This is a genomic window from Shewanella sp. 1CM18E (assembly GCF_023161665.1).
Classification (GTDB): Bacteria; Pseudomonadota; Gammaproteobacteria; order Enterobacterales; family Shewanellaceae; genus Shewanella.
Map to the genome: position 1 here is coordinate 151,475 of NZ_JALNTW010000005.1, position 26,355 is coordinate 177,829.

General features: G+C 43.7%; 22 protein-coding genes. 13 read left to right on the forward strand and 9 right to left on the reverse strand.

Translation table 11 applies throughout. The annotated features are described in order from the left end of the window. Positions 1-436: 436 nt before the first annotated feature. The 3 genes from MSG37_RS09495 to MSG37_RS09505 all read right to left on the reverse strand — a co-directional run bounded on the left by MSG37_RS09495 (position 437) and on the right by MSG37_RS09505 (position 2,781). The gene (locus MSG37_RS09495; protein ID WP_248470394.1) at positions 437-1,615 is read right to left on the reverse strand and encodes a diaminopropionate ammonia-lyase; all 1,179 of its coding nucleotides are present in this window, start codon (positions 1,613-1,615) and stop codon (positions 437-439) included. Positions 1,616-1,697: 82 nt separating this feature from the next. Next, on the reverse strand, positions 1,698-2,081 hold the full coding sequence (locus MSG37_RS09500; protein WP_248470395.1) for a RidA family protein: 384 nt from the start codon (positions 2,079-2,081) through the stop codon (positions 1,698-1,700). A 19-nt stretch (positions 2,082-2,100) separates the two neighbouring features. Then, on the reverse strand, positions 2,101-2,781 hold the full coding sequence (locus MSG37_RS09505; protein WP_248470396.1) for a PAS domain-containing protein: 681 nt from the start codon (positions 2,779-2,781) through the stop codon (positions 2,101-2,103). Between the two features lie 339 nt (positions 2,782-3,120). Here MSG37_RS09505 and MSG37_RS09510 point away from each other — a divergent pair, with 339 nt between their 5' ends. From MSG37_RS09510 to MSG37_RS09530, 5 genes are all read left to right on the forward strand, one after another. Then, the gene (locus MSG37_RS09510; protein ID WP_248470397.1) at positions 3,121-4,287 is read left to right on the forward strand and encodes a Xaa-Pro peptidase family protein; all 1,167 of its coding nucleotides are present in this window, start codon (positions 3,121-3,123) and stop codon (positions 4,285-4,287) included. A 63-nt stretch (positions 4,288-4,350) separates the two neighbouring features. Further along, entirely contained in the window at positions 4,351-5,130 is a 780-nt protein-coding gene (locus tag MSG37_RS09515; RefSeq protein ID WP_248470398.1) for an aspartate/glutamate racemase family protein, read from the forward strand. A 39-nt stretch (positions 5,131-5,169) separates the two neighbouring features. Continuing rightward, positions 5,170-6,156 carry a DMT family transporter gene (locus tag MSG37_RS09520; RefSeq protein ID WP_248470399.1) on the forward strand — a complete coding sequence of 329 codons (987 nt, stop codon included), beginning with the start codon at positions 5,170-5,172 and terminating at the stop codon, positions 6,154-6,156. Between the two features lie 81 nt (positions 6,157-6,237). Continuing rightward, positions 6,238-7,392 carry a M20 aminoacylase family protein gene (locus tag MSG37_RS09525; protein WP_248470400.1) on the forward strand — a complete coding sequence of 385 codons (1,155 nt, stop codon included), beginning with the start codon at positions 6,238-6,240 and terminating at the stop codon, positions 7,390-7,392. Positions 7,393-8,387: 995 nt separating this feature from the next. After that, positions 8,388-8,837, forward strand: coding sequence for a hypothetical protein (locus MSG37_RS09530; protein WP_248470401.1), 450 nt, complete (start codon positions 8,388-8,390; stop codon positions 8,835-8,837). 113 nt (positions 8,838-8,950) lie between these two features. On the opposite strand, the gene MSG37_RS09535 is transcribed toward MSG37_RS09530, so the two are convergent. Together MSG37_RS09535 and MSG37_RS09540 are read right to left on the reverse strand one after the other, a co-directional pair. Then, positions 8,951-10,054, reverse strand: a complete 1,104-nt coding sequence (locus MSG37_RS09535; protein ID WP_248470402.1) for a hypothetical protein — start codon at positions 10,052-10,054, stop codon at positions 8,951-8,953. A gap of 163 nt (positions 10,055-10,217) precedes the next feature. Further along, complete coding sequence (locus MSG37_RS09540) at positions 10,218-11,453, reverse strand: carbohydrate porin (protein WP_248470403.1); 1,236 nt, start codon at positions 11,451-11,453, stop codon at positions 10,218-10,220. A 1,088-nt stretch (positions 11,454-12,541) separates the two neighbouring features. Between MSG37_RS09540 and bamE the strand changes: the two genes are divergently transcribed. The 3 genes from bamE (at position 12,542) to MSG37_RS09555 (ending at position 16,810) form a co-directional block, all read left to right on the forward strand. Further along, entirely contained in the window at positions 12,542-12,907 is a 366-nt protein-coding gene (gene bamE / locus MSG37_RS09545) for an outer membrane protein assembly factor BamE (RefSeq protein WP_248470404.1), read from the forward strand. A 272-nt stretch (positions 12,908-13,179) separates the two neighbouring features. Continuing rightward, entirely contained in the window at positions 13,180-14,271 is a 1,092-nt protein-coding gene (locus MSG37_RS09550) for an NADH:flavin oxidoreductase (RefSeq protein WP_248470405.1), read from the forward strand. Positions 14,272-14,857: 586 nt separating this feature from the next. Beyond that, positions 14,858-16,810, forward strand: coding sequence for a BCCT family transporter (locus MSG37_RS09555; RefSeq protein WP_248470406.1), 1,953 nt, complete (start codon positions 14,858-14,860; stop codon positions 16,808-16,810). A gap of 106 nt (positions 16,811-16,916) precedes the next feature. Here the strand turns inward: MSG37_RS09555 and gorA are convergent, their stop codons facing one another. The 3 genes from gorA to MSG37_RS09570 all read right to left on the reverse strand — a co-directional run bounded on the left by gorA (position 16,917) and on the right by MSG37_RS09570 (position 19,956). Next, positions 16,917-18,272 carry a glutathione-disulfide reductase gene (gene gorA / locus MSG37_RS09560; protein WP_248470407.1) on the reverse strand — a complete coding sequence of 452 codons (1,356 nt, stop codon included), beginning with the start codon at positions 18,270-18,272 and terminating at the stop codon, positions 16,917-16,919. A 324-nt stretch (positions 18,273-18,596) separates the two neighbouring features. Beyond that, positions 18,597-19,067 carry a hypothetical protein gene (locus MSG37_RS09565; RefSeq protein ID WP_248470408.1) on the reverse strand — a complete coding sequence of 157 codons (471 nt, stop codon included), beginning with the start codon at positions 19,065-19,067 and terminating at the stop codon, positions 18,597-18,599. 106 nt (positions 19,068-19,173) lie between these two features. Continuing rightward, a complete protein-coding gene (locus tag MSG37_RS09570; protein WP_248470410.1) occupies positions 19,174-19,956 on the reverse strand; it encodes a hypothetical protein in 783 nt (260 codons plus the stop codon). 276 nt (positions 19,957-20,232) lie between these two features. Between MSG37_RS09570 and prlC the strand changes: the two genes are divergently transcribed. The 3 genes from prlC (at position 20,233) to MSG37_RS09585 (ending at position 23,333) form a co-directional block, all read left to right on the forward strand. Then, positions 20,233-22,272, forward strand: coding sequence for an oligopeptidase A (gene prlC, locus MSG37_RS09575; RefSeq protein ID WP_248470411.1), 2,040 nt, complete (start codon positions 20,233-20,235; stop codon positions 22,270-22,272). Between the two features lie 185 nt (positions 22,273-22,457). Continuing rightward, positions 22,458-22,655, forward strand: a complete 198-nt coding sequence (locus MSG37_RS09580) for a hypothetical protein (protein ID WP_248470412.1) — start codon at positions 22,458-22,460, stop codon at positions 22,653-22,655. A 105-nt stretch (positions 22,656-22,760) separates the two neighbouring features. Next, positions 22,761-23,333, forward strand: a complete 573-nt coding sequence (locus MSG37_RS09585; protein ID WP_248470413.1) for a thioesterase family protein — start codon at positions 22,761-22,763, stop codon at positions 23,331-23,333. Here MSG37_RS09585 and MSG37_RS09590 read toward each other — a convergent pair. After that, on the reverse strand, positions 23,330-23,974 hold the full coding sequence (locus MSG37_RS09590; RefSeq protein WP_248470414.1) for a glutathione S-transferase family protein: 645 nt from the start codon (positions 23,972-23,974) through the stop codon (positions 23,330-23,332). The genes MSG37_RS09585 and MSG37_RS09590 overlap by 4 nt on opposite strands. 174 nt (positions 23,975-24,148) lie before the next feature. Between MSG37_RS09590 and MSG37_RS09595 the strand changes: the two genes are divergently transcribed. After that, a complete protein-coding gene (locus tag MSG37_RS09595) occupies positions 24,149-24,838 on the forward strand; it encodes a DNA-3-methyladenine glycosylase I (RefSeq protein ID WP_248470415.1) in 690 nt (229 codons plus the stop codon). Between the two features lie 357 nt (positions 24,839-25,195). Next, entirely contained in the window at positions 25,196-26,347 is a 1,152-nt protein-coding gene (locus MSG37_RS09600) for an efflux RND transporter periplasmic adaptor subunit (RefSeq protein ID WP_248470417.1), read from the forward strand. The last annotated feature ends 8 nt before the right edge of the window (positions 26,348-26,355 follow it).

Here is a 26,355-nt window from a genome sequence, read left to right on the forward strand (position 1 = left end):
TGTTAAGAAGGTTATAAGATAGGGCAAAGAAAGGACCTAGGTCCTAGGAAAAGCAAAGAAATTCCAGCGGGTAACTTTTGATGTGCTGTTATGCTTTTCCTAGCAGCCAACTTGTTGGCGTCCTCGCAGTGAGCTTGCGAACGTCCTAGAACCTAGAACCTTTTTTTAAAGCCAAGACGGACGGCCTGCGGCCTAGGGAACGTGACTGCGTCACTGACAGAACGCTGCTTACGGAAAAGCCAAGAAGGAAAAACAAAAGGCAAAAAGTGGAACGCTCTGCTTTTGAAGTGCTTTTAGTTTTTCCTAGCAGCCAACTTGTTGGCGTCCTAGTAGGTGCATAGCAACGCCCTAGGACCTATCAGGACGAAGTCCGTCCCTTCTTTTAAAAACAAAAAAGCCGCTAGTAAGCGGCTTTTTAGAGGACTAAGTCTAAGACTTATTTAGCAGTGCTGTGCATGCCTTCCCAAACGATTTGACGGTAACGGTCTGGGTTAGTGTCACCTTCAGTGCTGAACAGCATGATTACTGCATCTTGGTCTAGACCAAGCTGTGCGCGGTATTCGCTGTAATCTTCACGGCTTGCTAGCATGTATAGTAGGCCAAGCGTTAGTGCACCTGACTCACCGCTAACCACCTTAGTATCGCCTGCTAGCGGGTTACCAAGAACGCGCATACCGGTTGCTGTCACTTCATCTTCAACTGATGCGAAGAAGCTGCTGCACTGCTTTAGGATAGGCCAAGTTACTGGGTTAGGCTCGCCACATGCAAGACCTGCCATGATAGAGTTTAGCTCGCCAGTTACTGCAACCATTTCGCCTTTAATACCAGAGTTGTAAATACAATCTGCTTTTGCAGGCTCTGCAATAATCGTCTTGAAGTTGTTTGCGCCAACTTTGTCAGCGAAGTAACCCAAGATCCCGCCCGCCATAGCGCCAACACCAGCTTGAAGCATAAGGTGAGTCGGTTTTAGACCCATAGCTTCAACTTGCTCTTGCGCTTCAACAGCCATAGTCATGTAGCCTTGAGAGATCCAAGTAGGGATCTTATCGTAGCCTTCCCATGCTGTATCTTGCACTAGCATCCAGCCGTTTTCAGTTGCTGTTTGGTTAGCGATACGTACTGTGTCGTCGTAGTTGCAATCAGTAACGATACACTCAGCACCTAGGTTTTGAATGCGAGTTACGCTTGCTTGTGATGAACCTTTTGGCATGTAAACTACAGCTTTTTGGCCCATTTCACGTGCAGCCCAAGCCACACCTGTTCCGTGGTTACCAGCAGTTGCTGTTGCGAAAACCAAAGGCTCGCTTAGCTTGTCTGCTACAGTTTTCATATCAATTTCGCTGATATCAACACTTAGGTGTTCAGCAAGTTGCTTACCTAAAGCGTATGAACCACCTAATACTTTAAAAGCATTTAGGCCGAAACGGTACGATTCGTCTTTCACCAGAATTGCTTTAACACCAAGGCGCGCCGCTAACTGCTCTAAAGAGATCAGCGGAGTAGGTTGGTAAGCTTCGATCTGCTGGTGGAATTGACGAGTTTTTTCAGCAACTTGAGCTGTGAAAAGGTCAGAAGTCTCGCCGTTAAAGAAATCATTTTGAGTCAGCTTTAGCATGATAACCACTATAAATTATGAACAAGAGGGCAGTTGTCCACTCACTAAAGGTAAGTGGACAGTAGGCTTTTTAAAACAGGTATTACTTGATGAAGGCGATTGCTTCAACTTCAACTAGCGCGTCTTTTGGTAGACGAGCAGCTTGAACACATGAACGAGCTGGAGCTGCGTCAGTGCCGAAAACTTCAGTGTAAACTTCGTTAAATACTGCGAAGTCTTCCATATCAGCTAGGAAACAAGTTGTCTTAAGTACAGTGTCAGTACCTGCGCCAGCTTGTTCAAGAACGGCTTTAAGGTTCTTTAGAGATTGGTAAGCTTGCTCTTTAACGCCGCCTTCAACGAAAGCCATAGTTACTGGATCTAGCGGTAGCTGGCCAGAGGTGAATACTAACTTGTCGAAAGCAAGAGCTTGAGAGTATGGACCAATTGCAGCTGGAGCATTTTCAGTATGGATTACAGTTTTCATAGCGTTGTTATCTCGATAATTAGGATTTAAATTCACGGATGTACTTATACACCGCATGTTTGGTAATGCTTAAATGGTTAGCAACTATGTTAGTTGCTTCTTTTAATTCAAAGATGCCGTTATCAAACAACACCTTAGTAATAGCTTTATTGCGACCCTTTAGGTTGACGCTAGTATCTGCTTCAACTTCTGCAATCGCGTGGTTTAGCGCTTGCTCAACCACATCTCCAGCCGATGAGCTGAAGTTTTCTGTCATATCAAAGCTTTGATGCTGGGTTGTATCTGGCATCAGCGTCTTGATGATCTCTGGGAACGGGTAAGACAAATTCATGTTTACGCAAAACATGCCAATCGGTCTGCCTTTCTCGCCTTGTAATATGCAGGTGCTCGACTTCAACATCTCGCCACCTTTGTTATTACTGAAATAACTCTTAGGTGTTAGCTCGCCGGTTTGTTCGTACTGACGCAGCATCTTTAAGCCTAAGTCTGTTATCGGCGAACCCACTTTACGGCCGGTATGGTGACCGTTAACGATCTTTACTACCGACTGTTCAAAGCTTTCTAATGAATGAATCACGACTTCGCAGTGAGGGCCTATTAAATCGGCCATGCTTTCAGCTAAATGGAAATAGCTTTGCAGTAGTTCACGATCTCTAGGTGTAAATTCCGTTTTAAATGCCTGTTCTGCCGCTTTGATCATTTCAGATTACTTTTGTGAACTTTAGATGCCGTTATTGTCAACTTTTTGAGTTAACAATTCAACCCTTGAATCAACTTTATGTAACTATGGGACGTTTTTTTGCGGTTTTAAGCAAGTTAAATTTAACTATGGTTTAAAATATTTGACTTTGGTCATGATTTTTTTGTTTAACAGCATATCCTGAGTTAACAGATTTTGACTATGAGATATGTGTCACATTTTTAAATCCAGCAAACAGTATGATGCGCACCAAGTTAACGATAGTTGACTAAAACGGTTTTCCGGTCACTTTAGTGACCTTTTGGCAAATAGGCCAGTTGTGTGGATGTGGAGATAAAAATGAAAAGCATATTACAGCGTGGATTTACAACAGCTGAATTTGAAATGCGTGCGACTAAAGCACAGCAGAAGATGCGTGAGCTAGAAGTAGACGCGATTCTGTTAACTACCGAGCCTAACGTACGTTACTTTTCAGGCTTTCACACCCAGTTCTGGCACAGCCCGACTCGTCCATGGTTCCTAATCCTTCCTGCAGAAGGCAAGCCAATCGCTGTTATTCCTGAAATCGGTGCTAGCGGTATGGCGGGTACTTGGGTTGAAGATATCCACACTTGGGCTTCACCACGTCCAGATGACGACGGCATCAGTATCGTGGCTAGCGTACTTAACAGCCTACCAGCTCGCTTCGGCCGTGTTGGTGCAACCCTAGGTATTGAATCACACCTACGTATGCCAGTAGCTAACTACTTACAGTTAACGACTTTAGTAAGCAAAGAATTCGTTGACGTATCTCTAGCTATCCACGAATTACGCCAAGTTAAATCAGTTGCTGAAATCGACAAGGTTCGCGAAATCTGTCGCATCACTAACGTGGGCTTCGACAAGATCCCAGGTTATGCAAAAGCAGGTATGACTGAGCGTGAGATCTGTAAGCAGTTCGGTATCGACATGCTGATGGAAGGCGCTGATGAATGTCCATACATCATCGCAGGTTCAGGCCAAGACGGTTACGACAGCATCATCATGGGTCCTACTGACCGCGTGATTGAAGACGGCGACGTACTAATCATCGACACCGGTGCAGTGCGTGACGGTTACTTCTCAGACTTCGACCGTAACTGGGCATTCGGCCACGCAAGTGAGCAAACAAAAGCGGCTTACCGTGCAACTTACGAAGCAACAACTGCTGGTTTTGAGGCTGCTCGTCCAGGTAACACTACTTCTGACATCTACAACGCAATGTGGAAAGTACTAGAAGCTAACGGTGCACTAGGTAACGACGTAGGTCGTCTAGGTCACGGCCTAGGTATGGAGCTAACTGAGCGTCCATCTAACACTGCAACTGACAACACATTATTAGTGCCAGGCATGGTAATGACACTAGAGCCAGGCATGGTTTACGCACCAGGTAAGTCTATGGTTCACGAAGAAAACATCGTGATTACTGAGAACGGTGCAGAGTGGTTAAGCCAGCGCGCTGAACCAGAACTATTGATCATCAAATAATTTTAATAGCCATTGGTTTCTCCGGAGGGGACTGGAGAAACCATTACTGAAGAGAATCTCACTATGATGAGTTTTGAAGCTTTTACCTCGTTTGAACAGCCGCTAGAACATAAGCAGGCGCCAAGAATTAACCGCATTCATATTGGTCTAGTGCAGTTAAGCACAGACCACAGCCTTGAAATGGATTGGGCTAAGTTATTAGGTACACAAGCAGGCGTATTTAGCTCGCGCGTTTACTACTCAAGCGAAATGACCCCTGAAGCACTTGATAAAATCGCTAACGGCATCGTTGAAGCATCTGATTTGATTGCAACTGGTTTGCCTATGGATGTGATGGCATTTGGCTGCACATCAGCTTCAATCATTATCGGCGAAGAAAAAGTTGCTGGTCTATTGACTCAAAACCGTGGCGACATTCCTGCTACTAACCCATGGACTGCAGCGAAAGCCTCTTTCAAACACCTTAACGCGAAGAAAATCGCGGTGTTTTCTCCATACCCAACTAGCGTTAACTACCCGCTATATCAGCAGCTAACTGATGCTGACTTTGATGTAGTGACCCTAGGTTCATTAGGTATCGAACGCGATACAGACATCACCCTAGTGGCTAAAGAGTCTATGTTCGAAGCGCTAGAGCAGATGCTAAAAGATTCTGACGCAGAATTAGTATTTATGTCATGCACAAACTTACGCGTGCTTGATTACATCGAAGAGATTGAAGCCAAATTTGGTATTCCAGTGGTGTGCAGTAACTCTGCCATGTTCTGGCATGCAATGCACCTGACTGGCAACGTTGCTATGTGCCCAGGCTACGGCAAGCTACTAAATAATCAAACAGCTTAAGCTGTTGACTACCGATAAAATATTGTTGGAAAAATTATAATGACTAATACACAAAAAGGTTGGATGGCTGCTATTTTCGTAGGTCTATTATGGGGTATCCCATGGATCGTAGGTACGCCAATTCTTGAGGTGATGGATCCTCAAGTACTTGTTTGGTTACGTTATACAGTTGCGTTTATTACCCTAGGTTTGATTTTCAACATCGGTCTTGCAACTGGCAAGATGACTAAGAAAGCTGATTTCAAGCTTAACTGGGCAAACCGTAAGGACATCTTCTGGGCTGCATGTTGCGGTATCATTGGTCAAGGTGCGTTCAGTTTCTTGTCTTTCCTATCTTTGGACTACATTACTGCTTCTGAAAACGGTGTTATCCAAGGTTTGATCCCAATCCTAATCTTGAGTGTTGGTTTCCTACGCCACGGTGAGCGTTTCACTCCAATGCAGATGTTATGTGCGCTAGGTGCATTTATCGGTGTAGCGATTCTAGTAATGGATCCACAGTCTGAAACTAACGGCTTTAACATTGGTCACTTGATCTGTTTCGGCTCTGCAGCAAGCTTTGCAACTATGGCTTATGCTCGTGCAAAACTAGCAGACAAGTACGGTTCAGTTGCGACTATGTTCCACCAGTTTGTATTTGCTGCACTAGGTTTTGGTTTGTATCTACTAGTTGTAGGCGCTGACTTTAGCTCTGCATTGAACGTATTCAGCTCTCCACTACGTATTCTTTGTATCGTAATCTTAGGTGTATGTATCTCTGGTATGAGCTACCTAGTTTACATCTACGGTATGGAGCGTGTAGGTGTTGACGGTACCGGTATGGCGCTAAACCTAATGCCACTGTCTTCATTCATCCTAGCGGTATTTGCACTAGGTGAGCAGGTAACGCCAATGCGCTTAGTTGCAATCGCTGTGGTTATTGCTTCGATGGTTGCTTTCATGAAGTTGGGCAACAAGAACAAGGCTAAAGCGGAAGAAGTTGAAGCTGAGTTGCCAATCGCACCTAAGCCATGTCGTAGCCAGTAACTGAGTTTTCAGTTAGCAAATTAAATCAATTTTTATCACCGGTGACCTAGTCACCGGTTTGTTGTTATAAGAGAAAAGCATATGAATATCGAACAGAAAGTTATTGAGTGGCGTCATCACATTCACCAGCACCCAGAGTTTGGTACCCAAGAACATGAAACCGCAGCATTTGTAGCAGCTAAACTAGAAGAGTTTGGCATTGAAGTGCACACAGGCATCGGCGGCACAGGTGTTGTTGGTATCTTAAAATGTGGTGATAGCGATCGTTCAATTGGTCTACGTGCTGACATGGACGCCCTGCATATTCATGAAGAAAACACTTTCGATTACGCATCAGTAAACGAAGGCGCAATGCACGCTTGTGGTCACGATGGTCACACGGCAATGCTACTTGCTGCGGCCCATGAGCTGGCACAAACTAAAAACTTCGACGGTACGGTTTACTTCATCTTCCAACCAGATGAAGAGCGCGGTACTGGCGCTAAAGCGATGATCGCTGACGGCCTATTCACTCGCTGGAAAATCGACGGCGTGTACGCAATGCACAACCTACCGGGTATTGAAGCAGGTCACTTTGTGACTCGCCCACACTCAGTAATGGCAAGCGAAAGTAGCTTTGAAATTGAAGTATTAGCAACTGGCGGCCACGCGGCAATGCCACACATGGGTACTGACCCAATCGTGGTTGGCGCGCAAATCGTGACTGCAATTCAAACTATCGTATCGCGTAACCTAAGTGCAATTGACGAAACTGCAGTTATCTCGGTAACTGAGTTTGCCACTAACGGTACTGTTAATGTTATCCCAACTAAAGTGACTATCACAGGTGATACTCGTAGCTTTACAGATATCGCGTTAAACAAGATTGAAAAAGCGATTGAACGTGTTGTAGCGGGTCAGTGTATGTCTGCTGGCGTTGATTACACTTACAAGTTTAACAACAGCTTCTTATCGACTATCAACACCCCAGCTGAAACGGCTTTCGCGATTCGCGCGGCTGAAACCGTGGTTGGCGAAGATAAAGTTAACGGCAGCTGTCAGCCATTCACTATCAGTGAAGACTTCTCGTTCATGCTACGTGAAGCACCAGGTTGTTACATCCTAGTGGGTAATGGCGCAGGCTGTGGTTGTGGTAGCGTAGCGCTACACAAGCCAACTTACGACTTCAACGACAATATCTTGGTATCTGGTCTGAGATACTGGCAGACGCTTGTTGAGCAGTGTTTGGCTAAATAGTTCGTTATAAACTATTTGCTATATATAGCAGGGTTTAGATTAAGGCTATGAGCTTAGGTTCATAGCCTTTTTTGTTGCTTGGTTTTTGCGGCAAGCGGGCGCAAGGTGCAGGGGGCGGGGGAGACTTCGTCTAACGATTAAAGTAATCAAACTGCGTTTGATAATTCTATCATGCTGTGCCTGACTTACGCTTTGTAGCTGTAAGCAATCAAGCTGCGCTTGATAAAGGTCGTGAGCTTCCAGCTCACACTCGGGCAAAAGGGGGACAACAGCTTCCCCCTCTTGCATCACCCGAGCCGCCCCTACGAAGTTGTCTTCCTCATACTTATGGATAAATCGCTAACGCTTCCGATGGGGCATCCTGCCCCGCGAAAGCTAACCCGACATCCCTGTCGGATTCACGCGATTTATTCCAACGTATTTCGGCAACTTCGATGGGGTAGGTGTTTTCTGCAAGTAAATTACTTTGATTTAGCTTACTAATTTTCTTGAAAATGTCTAAGTAAGTCCACATGTAGATTTTATCCGTTATCTCGCGAGCGGATTGTGAAAAACAGTTTGGGTCTTTTCTTTTATTATCTTTTTCAGAGAGTAATGAAATGAGAAGACGTCATAAAACTATTAAAAAATATGTAGCTAAAGTAATAGCGATTTGGAAGATGGTTGATAGGCTATCCCCATTTATAGAAGATACATTCTATTATGGAGATTTCTACTTATTAGCTGTTTATTTCGCTTATGTTGGCTATCGAATATGGAGGATGTTATCGAAGAAATCAAAGGCTAATAGTAAAAAGCAAAATTGATTTTCATCAATACGTAACGTGAAACCTAAACAGGCTAAACACGTAATTTGTAAACCTATATACACCAAAGGATATGATTACATTGAAATTATTTTCTAAGTAATCTGTTTTTCACTGAGAAGGCTCAGACCTTCTACTAAAGAGTAAGTATTTTGAGTAAGACTGATATATTTGCTCTAGCGAGGATAATTGAACAATAAGCTAACCGTCATCAATCGTAATGGTCGTTCTATGGATATTGACTTAAGTAAGCTTCATTCGATGTTAATTGAAGCTAGTACTTCGCTTATGTCCAAAAGCCGCAAAGTAGGCTACGTGAACGGTAGTTCGATTGAACCTAAATTAGCCCTGTTTCATAGAGCTAATTTAGCTATAGTTGAAAATGCTATTCGTGAATTAAAACAGTTTGATGGTTTAATTGATTGGCGTTTTGTGGCTATTTGTCCTTTAGAAATAGTAAAAACTATCATTTCTAGGCACGTATGGTTAGAAAAACTGACGGGGTTAAATGTCAGTATTTTAGGCTTGCTAAAACAGATAATTTGGCGATATCTGTTCACTGTAAGTTATTGCTTGTTAATTCTTGAAAGCCAGTCTTACTTTGTACGCCCTAAAAGTCGAAGCCCGCCAGAGAGCTGAGTATTTTTTATAGTCGTAACTCTCCTCAATTACTCTCCCAACTTAAAACTCACCCCATAAGTTCGTTTTTTATTGAAAGATATCTATCTTTATATATCGAGCCTACCTTAGTCTCAATCCAGTAATCTAAGCTGACTCTTACCGTACTCAGTAGCGAACGGCATCGCCTGTTGCGGGCTGAGGGTGAATTCGTTTTCACAGCCGCTGCCGTTGGGTGTTTCCCAAAGCTCGATGCCTTTTGGGCTGAGGGTTAGGTAGAAATAGCCGGAGCCGTCTGAGTTATCGCAATCTTCATAAACTTGCATATCGGCAAATAACTTTTCGCGCAGCGCAGCTGGCAGTTGATGCTGCATTTCATCAAGAGGGGCGTCGCTTTTAAACCATTGCCAAGGGTTGAATGCTTGACCATCGTTTAGATTAAAACTGGTGTAAGTGCGGCTTATGCCGCCAGCGCCATAACCTGCTGCCCAGCGGTAAAATCGTACGCTAAGCCAATCTTGGTTAATAAAATCGATTTCAGCTCCGGTTTCGTCTGCGATTGGCTGGCCTACTCGCGCCAGCATGTTGCGGCGGGTTTCAAAGGTTTCTGCAAGCTGTTCTTCGCTAGTTAGCTTTTGCTTGAGCCACTGGTTAATTGCTGGGATACCTGTTTGCTCACCTTTTAGTTCGAGGCCGAGCTCTGAACCATATGTTAATTGGCGGTAGCTTATTGGGCTGGTGTGAGTTTTGTTAGCGTTGGCTTGTAGGGAGTCTGCATTGGCAAACTGCTGCCAATTGCCACGGCGAATTTTTGGCGTGGTTTCTAGCGGCTGGTTATAGGCGTCGCTGCTGCAATCATTGATGCCATCAGGGCTGATTTGGCGTTCAAGCTTAATGGTTAACGATTTAGCTGACTGATTTTGAGCTGGCTCTGTCTTGGACCACTCTTTGTTAGACCAGCGGCCTATTAGCTGGTGCTCGCTGACATTATCAAACTGCCAGAAGCCAGTTTGTTTGTCTTCTTGCCAGTGGTTATCGACCTGTTCCAGCCTGATTGGCGTTAAATAGCGCTGATAGTAATAGCTGCCTGTGCCGTATTCATTAAAGCAGACACGGATTTTACTTTTACCTAAGGTTCCTTGCCAAGTTCCAGTTAATTCATCTGCGGCAAAGGCCGGTAAAGTCAGAGTGGATATTAAGCTAAAGGCTAAGGTAAGACGCAACATCTTAGGGCACATTATTGTTATCTCTTATCGGAACGTGACTGGGTATCGCAAGTTGTATTTAGAGGATGTATGCTAACACCATCATCTTTTAAAATCATGGTGTTAGCTAACATTTTTAGAACGGTTTACTGGTGAATAAATCGATCTTTTATTACTGAATATCCCGACTTTTCAGTTAGAAGTAATAACCAAAGTTGATATTAAAGCGGGTGTTGGTACCGCCATCACCTACCATAGTGCCGCCGATAAAGGGCTGGTTTTCTGCGACAACAAAGTCTACATAGGTATAAAGTCCACCTGCGCTTATCGCCATGCCTGTAACGTTCATAAAGGTATCCGCCATGGCAGCAGGCTTGTCGGTCACTAACGAGTAATCGTTGTAGAAAGTTAGATTTGAAATTGGGCCAATTTCAACCGGTAAGCTGTAGGCTAGGTTGGCGATATAGGTGGTTGCTTCAGCTGGAATGGAGTCATAAAAGTGATAAGCAGCTACGACAATACGATCAACATCCATACCGTCTACATCGTACTTGTAGTCGGTCATCTGTAGTTTTACGTTCCAGCGATCATAGTTAATCACGCTGTGAATCGCGGCGGCAACGTTATCACCGTCAGTGCCGTTTTCAATTTCTAATTGTCCCGCTTGCAGTGATGCTCCTAACTCTACACTTACATCATTGAACGCAAAGGTGTGGGCGTAACGAGCATTGAAGGTATTGACCTCTCCTGCTGCGTAGCCGTCACTTGGCGCGTCATAGGCATCTTCGCCGTCTAATCGAATACCCACTACATCGTAGGCATAGCGGTCGGTGCGATCAGAGACAAAACCATCAATACCGCCTTGTTCATCGTTTTTATAGAAGGCGAAGTCAAATTGGTTATTGTCACCTTTGTAGGTGTAGTTCAGTCCCATGTCATGATCATCTTCTAACCCTAGGTAGAAGTTTGAACTGAAAAAGTAATTATTAGATGCGTAAGTTAACAGACCAAAAGGCACTTGGGTGACACCAATTTTGGCCTGCTGTTGCTCATCAAAGTTATAACCAATCCAAGCGTGTTGGATAACATTCATATACTCAAACCAGCGATATTGAGCAGAAAAGATCAGATCTTTATAGTTACCTGAAACGTCTATGCGAAAGAGGTCGAAATCGAAGTCACCACCACGGTCGGCATTGTCATCATCGTAATCTTCATAAGCATAATTAACCCGCACGGCGCCGCCGAATTTCACGCTACTTTGTTGAGCTTTTTGCTCATCTTCTACAGCTTTGTCCTTTGCTTGTTGTTGCTCTGCTTCGAGTTGCTCGATTCGAGCTTTTAATGCGGCAAGCTCTTCATCGATTGGAGTTGCTTGCGCATTAGTTGCTAACGCCAAGGCGATACAAGCGGCAAGTGAGTAACGGGTCATCATTTATCCTTATTGATCTAGTTTCAATTGTGTTGATTAGGATTGTTGGCGGTTCTTTTAGAGGTCTGAAAACACGGCAACGACATCCTTTTCGATGGATTTATTTGTAAGGTATGCTCAAAGTCGCTGTGGTGGTAAGGCAATGAGATCCCAAGACTTTGGCTGTAAAGCTTTTAGGTAGCTAAGCGGGAGAGATTGAGGGTGATAAAGGGTTACAGTTAAGGCAGCAGTTAAACAGCAGCGCATCATAAAAGCTCCATGCAGAGGTAATGTATCTTTAGTGCATCCGTAAATTTATTGTTCAGGTGAGTTACTGCAATAAAAGCACGCTTCAATCTCTGTTATAGGCAACCGGATTATTGTTGGCACTAATGCGCGTTATTAATATTGGCGATTAATGTTTTATTAGGGTTGTCTTATGGTGGCTAAATTTAACATGTTTATTGTGTGGTTAATAGCCTTGAACTCTTGCAAGCGACCTAGGAGGTCGTTTGAGACTGGGGATAGCGGTGAATGAAAAACATCCTGATTGCTATGGTATTGACTTATATGAATTATTTTTAGAGTTAACCACTTAGTACGCTATTGGCATAAATGAAAACATTGACCGTTTTATTTTGATTGGCGGCGTTTGAGGAGGCGGTAGCCAATTATGGTGATGATAGTGCCTAAAACGATATAAGTTGTTATCGCAACTCCAATAAAGGTTTGAGTATCCATAAGCATGTTCCTTTGGCTATTTTAAAGCTCAGATCCATTTAAAATCTGAGCTATAGCTTGATGGTAGCATAAAATTTGATCAATGTTTATTTGCCGTTGGCAGCTTAGATGCAATACGCCTAGTTTGTTGAAAATATCCGCTAAATTATTGCTGTTGTTAATACTTGCTCTGTAAAGTGAACTCTGATAAGTGATTGCTTTTAATCGTAAAAATAATCACTTGTATCGTTTAGTTCTTGCTCGGCCACTTTTGAGTTGTGATAAATGTCATCTTTTGATTATTAATATATTGCTAATATTGTTGTGGCTTAGGTGGAAAGTTAATCCGCCTATTTTTCCTTTATTAGTTAGTAAGATGGATGTTTTAAATGTTTAAGAAAATCGCTCTAGTATGTTTGGCTTTACTGATTACAGGCTGTGCTACACATGGTAATAAGATTGATGAGTCTGCAGTTAGTAAATTGAAAAAAGGTCAAACAACTGAAGAGCAGGTTATTACTATGTTGGGTAAGCCTACTTCTTCTGGCTTCTCATCTGACGGTAGTAAAATGCTAACATTTAGCTACGCTAACGCGAGTGCAAACCCAATTTCATTTATTCCTTACGTGGGTATGTTTTTTTCTAGCACAGACGTTGAGTCTCAAGTGCTTTACGTGACTTTGAACAAGTCAGGTAAAGTTTCTGATTACTCTTATAGTAGCAGCGAGTCTGAAGTAAAGACTGGTTTACTATAAAAGTAAAATAGTCTGATAAATCCTTATAGGATGCATGTTTCGACCTCTTACTCGATTAGCTTTTGGCTAAAAGGTAAGAGGTCTTTTGTTTAACTTATTGTCACCTTTCTATCTCTGCTCTCTTGTTACTAGATCCTCAGTAACACTTATTCTCAAAAGCTGAACCTAGCTTAAGGTAATTCTTATATTTTGCGCGTAATATCCGGCGCCTGCTTCCTTGCTGTTTGGTAAGGCTGCTAATTAGCACTAGATATGATTTAAGAGGATTGCACGTGAGCACTTTGTTTTCACCCGCCCGTATTGGCAACATGACACTGAAAAACCGCTTTGTAAGAAGTGCTACTTGGGAAAATATGGCAACCGAAACTGGCCATATGACGGACAAGTTGTACTCAGTGTATGAAGAGCTGGCTAAAGGCGAGGTTGGATTGATTGTGACCGGCTACGCCAATATCGTTGCTGAAGAGAAGCCAAACGCCGGCATGATGGGCATGTACGATGATTCGTTTATTGCTGAATACCAAAAGCTGACCGAATTGGTGCATGGTTATGACTCCAAGATTGTTATGCAGCTAGCTTATGGCGGCACTAAGACTACTTATAACGTGGGTGAGCGAGTGATATTCGCCCCGAGCGCCATTGCTGAACGCGGTACCCAAACCATGGGTAAGGCAATGACTAAAGAGGAAATTGACTACATTGTTCAGGCATTCGCCGAGGCGAGTCGCCGCGCACAAGAATCAGGCTTTGATGGCGTGGAAATCCATGCCGCACATACTTATCTGATTAACCAGTTTTTAAGCCCTTATTACAATCAACGTGATGATGAGTACGGTGGTAGCCTTGAAAATCGTATGCGTTTTTTGCTGGAAATCTACGCTGAGATCCGCAAACTAGTTGGTGGTGATTACCCTATTTTAGTCAAGTTAACAGCATCTGAGTTTTTCGATGGTGGCTTAACTTTTGACGAGACCCGCAGCATCTGTAAAAAGTTAGAATCAGTGGGTGTGGATGCGATTATTGTCTCTGGTAATATCCATGGCAATGCTAATACTGTGGTAGGTGAAGCATTTGATGGTTATACCATTCAAAGTGAAGGGTACTTCCGCGAGTATGGCGCCGTGGTTAGTCAAGAGCTTGATATTCCAGTGATCACAGTTGGCGGCCTTGCTGATATCCGTGGGATTGAAGAGCTAGCACAAACTACAAAAATTGCGTTTTTTGCACTGTCTCGCCCCTTACTAGCCGAGCCACATTTGATAAAACGCTGGCAAGAGGGCAGTTTGGCAGAGGTAGATTGTGAGCGTTGTTCTAAATGCCGCACCAAGCGCGGTAATTTCTGCGTCGTCTATAAAAAGCGCTAAAGAGTAGATAATGTTGATGCTAATTATGGCTAATTGGCGTCAACTCTTCCTGAGGCTATTGCGACTCATTGCTAAACTTTACGTTTGGTTTTACTTGAGTATTTCCCCATAAGCCAACTCCAAACTTCAGTTGTTCCCATCATCAGTTTGTTAATTATATTAGCTTCGACCTATATTTAATCGAAATGCTTATTTATAGATGTTTAGCGTCTTGTTCTTCGCGACTTTTATTGTTTCCATCTATCCCGATAGCAAGCTGTGACGGGCTTTTATTAACATTCGGCTGATTATTATTCAGTAGTTTTTAAGTCGCTCAGAATATATGAGAACTACGTCACAAATTGCGTCTATTCGCGACATAAGTTTGTCGACAGAAAGTTGAATTAACATTATTTTATCTTTAGTCCATATTAATCGTAATCTGGATAACTTTCGAGTGTTATAAGACTCACAAAAAAAACCGTTCACACACATAATTCATACTCTTTCTCTCAGTAGAAAACCCGTCTGGCCTTTTTCAGCACGGGGAGCAGTCTGTGGCGTGCACTTAATTAAATCTGTTTTTAGGTTGTTGCGGACAATAAAAATGAAAAAACACTTCGAGCTTATCGACAAGCCGACATTTTTCGGTGCGCTATTACTGCTCTGTGCAGTAGTGATCCCGTTATTGCTATTTCCAGCTGAAGGGGCTGAATGGATTGCAGTTGCTAAAACATTTATGACCGACAAACTAGGCTTTGCATATTTAGGCCTAGGTTTGGCGGCATTTTTCTTCATGATTTATATCGTTTTCTCTGACATTGGTCAGATTAAACTGGGCGATCCTGATGAAAAACCTGAGTTTGCGCTAGCATCTTGGGCTGCGATGTTATTTTGTGGTGGCATTGGTGCAAGTATTCTTTATTGGGGCACGATCGAGTGGGCCTATTACTACCAAAACCCACCATTCCAGCTAGAGGCTGGCAGTGAAGAAGCGGTTCGCTGGGCGGCGACTTACGGCTTGTTCCACTGGGGACCAATTGCTTGGTGTATCTATATGATCCCAGCAATTCCAATTGCTTACTTCTTCTATGTACGTAAACAACCTGTACTTAAAGTCTCTGCTGCACTTATGCCTGTTATTGGCGAAGCAAACAGCTTTGGTAAGTTAGGTAAAGTGATTGATGTACTATTTATCTTTGGTCTATTGGGCGGCGCGGCAACCACGCTAGGTTTAGCTGCACCACTGATTAACGAAGGCATTAGCTACCTGTTTGGTATTCCTGCATCGACGGGCAGCCAAATTGCGGTACTAATGGTATGTACTGGTATCTTTGCTTACTCCTCTTACATGGGCATGGACAAAGGCATTAAGATTTTAAGTAACATTAACTTCTGGGGCGCACTAGGTTTACTGCTGTTTGTACTGGTTTGTGGCCCAACAATCTTTATGTTGGAAACCGGCTTAGATTCAATTGGTCGCATGCTGTCTAACTTCTTTGTTATGGCGACCTGGGCTGAACCTTTCGGTGGTATGGGTACCTTTGAAGATACGCATTTCCCACAAGACTGGACTATTTTCTACTGGGCGTGGTGGTTAGTATTTGCGCCAAGTATGGGCCTATTCGTTGCGCGTATTTCACGTGGTAGAACGATTAAGCAGATGGTATCTGGTGCCGTATTCTTCGGTTCACTAGGTTGCTCTATGTACTTCATCATTCTTGGTAACTACGGTCTATCTTTGCAGTTGTCTGGCCAATTAGATGTGGTAAGCATTCTTAATGCTGAAGGTGCGACTCGTGCAATCTTCGCGATTTTAGAGCAGTTACCATTTAGTACTTTGATCATCGCACTATTTACCTTGTTATGTGTGATTTTCACGGCAACGACTTTTGACTCTATCTCTTACATCTTAGCGTCAGTTGTGCAAACGAATGTGACCGAAGATCCAATGCGTTGGAACCGTCTGTTTTGGGCTTTCACGTTATCATTTATGCCTTCAGCATTGATGTTTATGGGCGGCCTAGCAACACTGCAAACTGCGGCAATTGTCGGTGGTTTACCGTTATTGATTATCGCGGTGATGCTAATGATCTCGGGTGTTAAGGCGGCGACGTTAGACTTAGCGCACCAAGATGATTACGTTGACCCTGTGATCAATATTTCTGATCTACCAGATGTTGACCCTTGGAGCAAAGAAGGTCAGGCGCTAGCTCGTTTTGAGCTGTTACGTGATAACGCAATCGAAGCTGCAGAGCTTGAGCGTGAAGCGAACGACGCGATCTGGATGCTGAAAAAGCAACTACGTAAAGAGGCGCTATCGCGTGGTGAATCGAGCATTGATTTAGGTGATGCACCTGATGAGATCATTGAAAAGCTACGTCAGTTAACTGATGATTCGATGAAAGCCAAAGAAGCGAAGCTGGCTGCATCTGAGCTTGCTCAAGAAGCACGTGTAGCCTTTGATGCACTAATGCGTAGCAAAGAAGAGGAAGAAGCATTATTAGCACAAGAAGAAGTTAAGCTGGCTATTCAAGCTAGATTAAACACTCCGAGCTAATGCTAACGATTAATGCCTGAGGTTCAGGCATTAATCGACAAACGCGAGATACAAAAAAGCCGCTAATAAGCGGCTTTTTTATTGCTAATACTTTGATTAGCAAGGGTTAGCGCATAGTAACAAACTCTTCGGCGCCAGTTGGGTGAATCGCCACAACGGCATCAAAATCAGCCTTAGTTGCGCCCATCTTAATTGCCACACCAAAGCCTTGTAAAATCTCATCCATGCCGTAACCGATACCATGAATACCGACAACTTTTTGGTCATCGCCAGCGCAAACTAGCTTCATTTTACAAGCTTGGCGATGAGCCGTCACTGCTGTGTACATAGAGGTAAAACCTGAAGTGTAAACAGTAACGTTTTCTTCGCCGTATTGTGCGATAGCTTCAGGCTCTGTGAGGCCCATAGTACCAATAGCTGGGTGACTAAATACTACAGTTGGAATGCAGTTGTAATCCATTCTTGCTTCAGTCATGCCGTTAAATAAGCGTTCTGACAATAAACGACCGGCTTTAACTGCAACTGGCGTTAGCTCTACGCCGCCCGCCATAATATCGCCAACACAGTAAATGCCTGCGTCAGTGGTATTTTGCTGGTCATCAGTGATCACGTAGCCTTTTGCGTCTAGCTCAACCTTAGTGTTTTCAAGGCCAATGTTGCCTGTTGATGGATGACGACCAATGGCCCAAATTAGGCAGTCAACATCGTAGCTTTCACCATTTTCAATCTTAAGGGTTAGGCTACCATCGTCATTCTTAGTAACAGATTCTGGTGTACTGTTGGTGTGCAGTGTTGGGCCATCAATTGCCATTGCTTCAACTAAAGCTTCACTCAGCATTGGGTCAAAGTTACGTAGTGGCGAGTGTTTACGTACAAATAGGTGAGTCTCGCTACCGAGTGTTTGCAGTACGCCTGCAACTTCTACAGCAATATAACCTGCGCCAACGACAGCTACGCGCTTAGGTTGTTCGTTTAACGCAAAGAAACCGTCAGAATCGATACCGTGCTCAGCACCTGGAATGTTTGGAATCGTTGCTGCGCCACCTGTGGCAATTAAGATATTGTCAGCAGTGTAGTGTTCGCCATTAACTTCAATTGTGTGGCTATCAACAAAGCGACCATAACCACGAACTAAAGTGACGCCGTTACTTTCTAGGCCGCGGTCATATGCACCGTGAATGCGGTCAATATAAGCTTCGCGGCTAGCAACTAGTGTGCTCCAGTCGAACTTATTTACGGTAACGTCAAAACCATAATCTTTAGCGTACAGGTGCATGGCTTCGGCAACTTGCGCGCCATACCACATAACTTTTTTCGGAACACAGCCCACGTTTACACAAGTACCACCAAGCTCTTTTGCTTCAATGAGTAACACTTTTGCGCCGCGCATGGCTGCTCTGTTTGCTGATGCAATACCGCCGCTACCCGCGCCAAGACAGATATAATCAAAATGTTGAGCCATGTGTATCTCCAATAAGTTACGAACTGTGCAACAAAGGCTGAAAGTAAGGCTGCCTCTATTACGATAATTATGGTTAAGACGTTGCTTGCCTTAAAAAGACCAGCAATCAATGCCGAATTAACAGAATCGGCTTTAGCCAGTTCAAGAACAAGCCATTGTAGAGGGAATTTTTTAATCCATCCAGCCTAATCAATAAAGGGCTTATCACTTGAATAAAATCGCTTTGCCTATGATTCAGATGGGGATGGCAGCGCAGCACTTCAAGTTAGTTGATTGGTTTCATGTAGACCGGCTTACTTCGGCAGATGTACTTCATGATTGGTATTAGCGTCGATATTGGCAAGTCGCGTGGTCGGCTTGGGCAGGACCTTCGGCGCCGCATTTCATGCATTCCCATTCACCTTGGCGGATATCCAGCTCTTGCTGATAATGCGAGTTGCGAACGTTGACTCCTACGGCTAATTGTCGCTCTAACGAGGACATTCGACTATTGAGCCAGCGGCAGCTAGGACTATTTGCTACCGAGCTTCGACTGGCAAGTTGTTGTTTGCGGCTTTTGGTTTTAGGCTTTTTGCTGCTGGTTTTTAATGGGCGAGCGGTAGTTTTTGATTTGTTTTTTTGCACTGAAAATTGCAAATCGGTATAGCTTTTATTGCTATGGATAATGGGCTGACCTTTATCATCGAGCATGCTGCCTAAGGGGAGGGGATTGCTAGTTTGTTCATTGGCAATGCTGGCCGAACTGACAGAAATTAGGGTGAGACTAATGATCAGATAAAGACTGAAATGCAACATTCCTTGTTCCTCTAACTGCAGATAACATTCCGTGTTATCTGTTGATATTTGTTAACGTTAGTTCTTCACTGCTGATGCTTCACTAATGGTTATTAACTATAGTCGATTAAAAGCTCCAGCTAAGATGGATTCCTGCAAAAGTTTCATCAAGGCTGCCAGTTACACCATTATTGCGAGCTTCGAGTTTAATGTCTTCTTGGGCTATGGAGTGGCTGATATGGCCTGATAGTACTAAGTTATTTGGTAGCAAATACTCAGCTTCAATACCAAATTGAAAATGGTTGGCACCATCGTGATCTTCAGTCGCATATTTAAAATCAAATGCTTGGGTAAGATACGGGCTAACAGTGAAGCCTTGTGCGAGTTCCCAGTTGCTATGTAGGCTCACTTCCACAAAAGAACCATTTGCCTCTGTAGAGTATGTGTAGCTTATTGATGGGACTAACCAATCGACAGCCGTATATTCCAAGTTGCTAAATAGCTCATTGTCATGGGCACGCTCATCACCATAAAACTCTAAGCGTTGGTAGCCCACGCTGCCGCTAAGGTTGTCGGTTAAATCAAAGCCGTACTCTATGCCAAAGTTCCATTCAGTATAATGCTGACTATCACCACGCCCCACCGTAGCATACACATTAAGGTTGTTTTTCTGAATGGCTGCTGTGGCCCAATAAATGCCGCCTTTATCTAAATTGTTGCGACCTTCAGAGATGTATTTAGAATCCCAACCTAGGTCGACAAGCGCTTGTATCTCTCCGCTATCATCAGCGGCGAGTGTTTCAATTATTTTGGTGTTGTGGGAGTCATCGATATTGGGCGCTTCATCAGCAAGTGCTGAGGCACTTATCATTAGCGCTATGGCAGCACCACATTGACTAGTTTTATTCATGGTATAGCTCGAAATTTTGGCGAAAGGAAGTTTACAGGAACATAGTAGTTTTAAGTAAAGAAATGTAAATGATAACAACTCTTGTTTGCGACATGGTTTGCAATACTCATTCTGTATAAAGTTTGTACTGGGAAAGTTTGATATCTATCATAGAAAATCCCTGCTTGAGCTGATAGCGAACGTTTACTTTGCAAAGAATTCTGCCGACTGCATTGAATATCTGGCAATTAGCCCCTATCTCTTTAACTAACAACATAGAATGTTAAGGAATCATCGATGAGCAATCCTTTGTTAAACAGCAACAAGCTTCCCCCTTTTTCAAGTATTCAACCGGAACACATTCAGCCTGCTGTTGAGCAAGGTATCGCTAATTGTCGCGCCAAGATTGAAGAGGTGCTCAAGCATCAAGGTCATTTCACTTGGGACAACTTGGTTGCACCTCTGGAAGAGGTTGATGACGAACTTGGCAAGATCTGGTCGCCAATCTCACATATGAACTCAGTAGTGAGCAGCGAAGAATGGCGTCAGGCCCATGATGCCTGCTTACCGTTATTGTCTGAGTACGGCACTTTTGTCGGTCAGCACCAAGGCCTATATGAAGCATATAAGTCGCTTGCTGAATCTGCCGAATTTGCAACTTACCCACAAGCCAAGAAAAAGCTAATTGAAAACAGCCTGCGTGACTTTGAACTGTCAGGCATTGGTTTAAGCGATAGCGACAAATTACGCTATGGCGAATTAGTTAAGCGTATGTCTGAGCTAACTAGCAACTTTTCAAACCAACTATTAGATGCAACTCAAGCTTGGACTAAGTTAATTACTGATGAAGCTGAGCTTGCTGGTTTACCTGAGTCAGCGGTTGCCGCAGCAAAAGCGATGGCAGAAGCTAAAGAGTTAGAGGGTTGGTTATTTACACTGGATTTCCCATCATACCTGCCGGTAATGACTTACAGTGAAAACCGCCAGCTACGTGAAGAATGCTACCGTGCATTTGTCACCCGCGCATCAGACCAAGGTCCGAATGCAGGCGAGTTTGATAACGGTCCATTAATGGACGAAATTTTAGCTGTACGCCATGAGTTAGCTAACCTGCTTGGCTTTGACAGTTTTGCTGATAAGTCGTTAGCAACCAAGATGGCAGAATCACCAGCACAAGTTTTAGATTTTTTAACTGAGTTGGCAGCCCGCTCAAAATCACAAGGTGAAACTGAGCTTGCAGAACTAACAGAGTTTGCTGCTAAAGAGTGTGGTGTTAGTGAGCTTGAGCCATGGGATTTGAGCTTCTACGCTGAAAAATTAAAGCACCATAGATATGAGATCTCTCAAGAGATCTTGCGTCCATACTTCCCTGAAGACAAAGTGCTGTCAGGGCTATTTTATACCGTGTCGCGTCTATTTGGCTTAACCGTTACCGAGCGCAAAGAGTTCGATACTTACCATAAAGATGTACGCTTTTTTGAGATCACTGATGCCAACAATGAGCACCGTGGTAGTTTTTATCTAGATTTGTATGCACGTGAGGGTAAGCGTGGTGGCGCATGGATGGACGATTGTCGTGCTCGCCGCGCAACGCCAAATGGCATGCAAGATCCGGTTGCATACCTAACCTGTAACTTCAACGCGCCAGTAGCAGGCAAGCCAGCACTGTTTACCCATGATGAAGTGACGACTCTGTTCCACGAGTTTGGTCATGGTATTCACCACATGTTGACTAAAATCGATGTGGGCGGCGTGTCAGGCATTAGCGGTGTACCTTGGGATGCGGTAGAGCTACCAAGTCAGTTTATGGAAAACTGGTGCTATGAGGAAGAGGCGTTAGCTGAGATCTCTGGTCATTATGAAACTGGCGAGCCTTTACCAAAAGCGCTGCTAGATAAAATGCTAGCGGCGAAGAACTTCCAATCAGGCATGATGATGTTACGTCAGCTTGAGTTCTCGCTATTTGATTTCAAAATGCACCTTGAGTATGACCCAGCTAAAGGCGCTGAGATCCAGCAAAAGCTGGATGAAGTGCGTGAGCAAGTGGCGGTAATTAAAGCGGCTGACTTTAATCGCTTCCAACACAGTTTTGCCCATATCTTTGCTGGTGGTTACGCAGCAGGATATTACAGCTACAAGTGGGCTGAAGTGCTATCTGCCGATGCATTTTCACTGTTTGAAGAGCAAGGTATTTTCAATCGTGAAACTGGCCAACGTTTCTTAGAAAACATCTTAGAAATGGGCGGTAGTGAAGAACCTATGGAGCTGTTTAAACGCTTCCGTGGTCGCGAGCCACAAACTGATGCATTACTGCGTCACAGTGGTATTACTGGTTAACACATTTTGTTAGCTCACATTGAAAAGGCGCTTTAGGCGCCTTTTTTGTTTTCAGCCTTAAACCACCTACCGTAATCGTGGGCATTTGTAGTTGTTATACCAATTAGTATAACAAGTTGATCTACTCAGAGCGTTTTTTGGCAAACTAATTCAAGGCGAATAACTGAAAGAATGGTTGTTCCCTTGTGAAGTTATTCAACGCAGAAGTAGGCAGCCAAAAACGCTCCAGAATGGCGAGTTTTAGCAGCGCTGATACTGCGTTAACAAGCTTGAACGTAGAGCCACTATGCTCCTCACTCGTTGCGAGCTGCATGGATGCAGCGAATGTCATTAAAGCAGGAGTACTTAATGACCTTGTCTCAGTGCCGCTAAATTCTCGCTGAGCGACCAAATCTTTATACTAATTGGTATTATGTTTCTCACTTGTGATCTGGTATGACCTTTGTTAGCCTTTCGACTCTTTTCAAGGACGGTAGGTAGTATTGCAAATGAATCTGTATTTTAGGTTGGTGTGGCTATTTTTATGGCGTGTTCGCCATTGCAACAAAATCGATTTTCTAGGTACAAGCAAAATTGCCTATCGCGCGCTGCCTAGCGATTGCGATATCAACTTCCACCTGACTAATTCACGTTACCCCGCTTTTATGGATCTCGCCCGCACCTATATGATGGCTGAAATGGGCTTTTTGAAGCGTTTTATTAAGCTAGGTTGGATGCCGATCGTTAATGCCGCAGAATTCACCTATATTCGCGATATCAAGCCGTTTGCTAAGTTTGATATCGAAACTAAGCTGGTGGGTTGGGACGAAAAGTACTTCTATATTGAGCAGCGCTTTGTTAGCGAGCGTGGCTTGCACTGTATTGCCCATGTGCGCGGTGTATTTGTTTGTAAACGCAAACAAGTGCCCATTCCAACTATGCTAGCTGAAGTGGGTTTTAATGAGCCTGCACCAGAAATGCCAGCAGAAGTGATTAAGTGGAAAGCGTTTTTACAGCTTAAGAAAGAGCAAAACTTGCCGCCATCGGCCAACGAACCGATAGCGTTTAAGTCGGCGAGTTAAGTTTGTGCTAGTTGTTCACTTTGGTCTGTTGTGGCTAAAGTGAGCTCGACCTCTTCTATTACTTGGTTTACTGAGCCGCGCAATTTAGATTGGATCCAGTAGCGACCAATGTTTTGATAATCCAACAAGTGTAGCTTGTCCTCCAAAGCCTTTAGGCAAGGAATAAAGGCGCAGTCAGCTAAGGTGAAGCTATCGCCACATACCCAGTGGTTATCAGCTAAGCGTTGGTCAAAGTCAGCTAAAATACTTAATAAGTCTTTTTCAAACTGCTTGGTTTTTAACTGATTAGATTGAGCTTGTGAGGCAAACCAAGCGTCGATTGCTGTAGCTAATACATTGTCACTTAATCTGTCGTAGAGCCTCACGTAAAGTGCTTGGGTCTTTTCTATAGGGATGAGTTGGGTGCCAGAGCTAATGTAGTTATCCAGGTACTCAATAATAATGGTGGCATCGTTAAACGACTCGCCAGCTTTTAGCTGTAACAGCGGTAGGCGTTGCGAGCGAGATAGTTGTTGTAAGTTGCGTCTACTGAATGCGTTATTTAAATCTATCTCATGGGGATAGAAATTAGCCTGCTTTTCATAAAGGGCAATCAAGGTTTTTTGTGACTGGCGTGCCAGTGGGTGATAGTACAGATCCATAGCCTACGTCGGTTCGTAAAAGGATTAGTTAATATTAACTCTAGTCGCTAACATGAGGTCTCTCAATGCTACAAGCCATAAGGCTTTGAGCAAAGGTAAAGAGGATTGGGGTAATCACGCTTAGCTTCAAATGCTTAGCCGCGACAAATCAAGATGTAAATAACGAGAAATACTATGAATCACATTGAAAAATTTGCTGCTATTTACGCTCGAGCATCCCAGCGTAAAGGTGGCGATGAAGGCTTAGAAAGTTTGTTGCCAGCAGGCTTAAGCCCCCAAGAGTTAACTCAATATAGCGATGCACAGTTATTATCGGAGATCAGCAAAAAGGTATTTCAAAGTGGCTTTGTATGGCGAATTGTTGAAGCTAAATGGCCGGAGTATGAAAAAGCCTTCTTTGGCTTTGAGCCGTTTAAAGTATTGATGCTGTCGCCTGAGCAGTTACAAGATCGTGCTAGCGATCCTAAACTTATTCGTCACTTGAAAAAAACCATGGCTATCTACGATAACGCCCACATGGTTAATGATATTGCCCGTGAGCATGGCAGTTTAGCTAAGTTTATTGCTGACTGGCCAACTGACAACATAACGGGTTTGTGGGCTGAGCTAAAACGTAAAGGTACCCGACTTGGTGGCAACACCGGACCTTACTTTTTACGTTCGATGGGTAAAGACACCTTTTTACTAACCAATGATGTGCAAGGTTATTTAAAGACGCACGGTCTAGTTGATTACGGATTTAGCTCAAAAGCCGGTTTGCAACAGGTACAAGACGTGTTTAATCACTGGCAACAAGAGTCCGGCAGAAGCTTGGCTGATATCAGCCGTGTACTGGCTTGTAGTGTGGGTGACAACAGAATTTAATCTTAAGCTGCAAATTGGCTTTGTTTAGAGTGAATAGAACCAGCTAGGCGCTTTAAAGTAATGCTAAGTTAATGTTAATAGACTATATCTTAATAGGTTGTGCTTAAACTAAGGGCTAACATGTTTTGGCTAGCCAAGCGCCAATTAACATAACTGAAACATACGTGGCTGATTTTATGCAAATATTTTCATTAGCTTACAATTTTTACGGGCATTTTTCTTGTTGGCGTGCGCCCATTATGAGATAAAGGTGCGTTATATATTCGACAAAAAATTATGCTTCCAAAGGTGGGTTTGACGGCACTTTCTGCTTTCAAAAAAAATATTACCGAGTAGATGGCTTTATTAGGAGTTCTCATGCGGCAAATAGTGAAAATTGCCTCTGTTTTAAGTGTGGCGTTATGGATAAGTGGCTGTGAGCAAAAAGCTGAACAGGCACCACAGCAACGTGGACCAATGGAAGTTGGCGCTATAACGATTGCTGCAAAACCGCAGTCAATTTTGGTTGAGTTACCAGGTCGTAGTAAGGCTTATCTTGAAGCTGAAGTGCGTCCACAGGTGAGTGGTATCATCATGACTCGTGGTTTCACTGAAGGTAGAGATGTTAAGCAAGGCGAGTCTCTATATCAGATCGAACCTTCGACTTATGAAGCTGCTCTTGTTAGTGCAAAAGCGGATCTAACCAGTGCAGAAGCGGCTTTGGTTTCTGCTAAAGCTAAAGCACTACGTTTTGCAAAACTGGTTAAGCTTAACTCGATCAGTCAGCAAGATTATGACGAAGCCGATGCAGCTTACAAAGAAGCTATGGCGCGTGTTACTGTAGCAAAAGCTGCGATTAACACAGCCTCAATTAACCTTGAGTACACGAAAGTTACTGCGCCTATCTCTGGTCGCATCGGTAAGTCTGATGTAACACCTGGTGCACTTGTAACGGCTAACCAAAGCCAAACATTAGCGACAATTCAGCAGTTAGATCCAATCAATATTGATATTGCCCAGTCGAGCGCGCAAATGTTGCGTCTTAAGTCTCAGCTAAAGCGTGGTCAAATTGAAGCGGCAGCCAATGCGAATGTTGAATTGATCCTTGAAGACGGAACACCATACGGCCATACAGGTGTATTACAGTTCGCAGAAGTGACTGTAAATGAAAACACAGGTTCAGTGATTATTCGTGCTGAGTTCCCTAACCCGGATGGTACGTTAATGCCTGGTATGTATGTACGTGCAGTGCTAAATACTGGTACCGATCCTGAAGCGATTTTAGTACCGCAAAAAGCCATTACTCGTAACACTAAAGGCCAAGCGGTCGCTATGGTTATCGACGATGGCAAAGTGGCAGCACGTATCGTGACCACAGCTGAAGTGATTGATAATCAATGGCGTATTCTTGATGGTTTGAAAGTTGGCGATCAGCTAATTGTTGAAGGCCTACAAAAAATTCGTCCAGGCGCGCCAGTAAAGGCAGGTCCTTTGGTCGCTGATAAGAAACCAGAAACACAACAGAAATAGGGCAGAGT

What these genes read in the sequence shown, in the direction of transcription:
- MSG37_RS09495 (WP_248470394.1), bottom strand. Translation starts at nt 1,615, where the DNA reads ATGCTAAAGCTGACTCAAAATGATTTCTTTAACGGCGAGACTTCTGAC.
- MSG37_RS09500 (WP_248470395.1), bottom strand. Translation starts at nt 2,081, where the DNA reads ATGAAAACTGTAATCCATACTGAAAATGCTCCAGCTGCAATTGGTCCA.
- MSG37_RS09505 (WP_248470396.1), bottom strand. Translation starts at nt 2,781, where the DNA reads ATGATCAAAGCGGCAGAACAGGCATTTAAAACGGAATTTACACCTAGA.
- MSG37_RS09510 (WP_248470397.1), top strand. Translation starts at nt 3,121, where the DNA reads ATGAAAAGCATATTACAGCGTGGATTTACAACAGCTGAATTTGAAATG.
- MSG37_RS09515 (WP_248470398.1), top strand. Translation starts at nt 4,351, where the DNA reads ATGATGAGTTTTGAAGCTTTTACCTCGTTTGAACAGCCGCTAGAACAT.
- MSG37_RS09520 (WP_248470399.1), top strand. Translation starts at nt 5,170, where the DNA reads ATGACTAATACACAAAAAGGTTGGATGGCTGCTATTTTCGTAGGTCTA.
- MSG37_RS09525 (WP_248470400.1), top strand. Translation starts at nt 6,238, where the DNA reads ATGAATATCGAACAGAAAGTTATTGAGTGGCGTCATCACATTCACCAG.
- MSG37_RS09535 (WP_248470402.1), bottom strand. Translation starts at nt 10,054, where the DNA reads ATGTGCCCTAAGATGTTGCGTCTTACCTTAGCCTTTAGCTTAATATCC.
- MSG37_RS09540 (WP_248470403.1), bottom strand. Translation starts at nt 11,453, where the DNA reads ATGACCCGTTACTCACTTGCCGCTTGTATCGCCTTGGCGTTAGCAACT.
- bamE (WP_248470404.1), top strand. Translation starts at nt 12,542, where the DNA reads ATGTTTAAGAAAATCGCTCTAGTATGTTTGGCTTTACTGATTACAGGC.
- MSG37_RS09555 (WP_248470406.1), top strand. Translation starts at nt 14,858, where the DNA reads ATGAAAAAACACTTCGAGCTTATCGACAAGCCGACATTTTTCGGTGCG.
- gorA (WP_248470407.1), bottom strand. Translation starts at nt 18,272, where the DNA reads ATGGCTCAACATTTTGATTATATCTGTCTTGGCGCGGGTAGCGGCGGT.
- MSG37_RS09565 (WP_248470408.1), bottom strand. Translation starts at nt 19,067, where the DNA reads ATGTTGCATTTCAGTCTTTATCTGATCATTAGTCTCACCCTAATTTCT.
- MSG37_RS09570 (WP_248470410.1), bottom strand. Translation starts at nt 19,956, where the DNA reads ATGAATAAAACTAGTCAATGTGGTGCTGCCATAGCGCTAATGATAAGT.
- prlC (WP_248470411.1), top strand. Translation starts at nt 20,233, where the DNA reads ATGAGCAATCCTTTGTTAAACAGCAACAAGCTTCCCCCTTTTTCAAGT.
- MSG37_RS09585 (WP_248470413.1), top strand. Translation starts at nt 22,761, where the DNA reads ATGAATCTGTATTTTAGGTTGGTGTGGCTATTTTTATGGCGTGTTCGC.
- MSG37_RS09590 (WP_248470414.1), bottom strand. Translation starts at nt 23,974, where the DNA reads ATGGATCTGTACTATCACCCACTGGCACGCCAGTCACAAAAAACCTTG.
- MSG37_RS09595 (WP_248470415.1), top strand. Translation starts at nt 24,149, where the DNA reads ATGAATCACATTGAAAAATTTGCTGCTATTTACGCTCGAGCATCCCAG.
- MSG37_RS09600 (WP_248470417.1), top strand. Translation starts at nt 25,196, where the DNA reads ATGCGGCAAATAGTGAAAATTGCCTCTGTTTTAAGTGTGGCGTTATGG.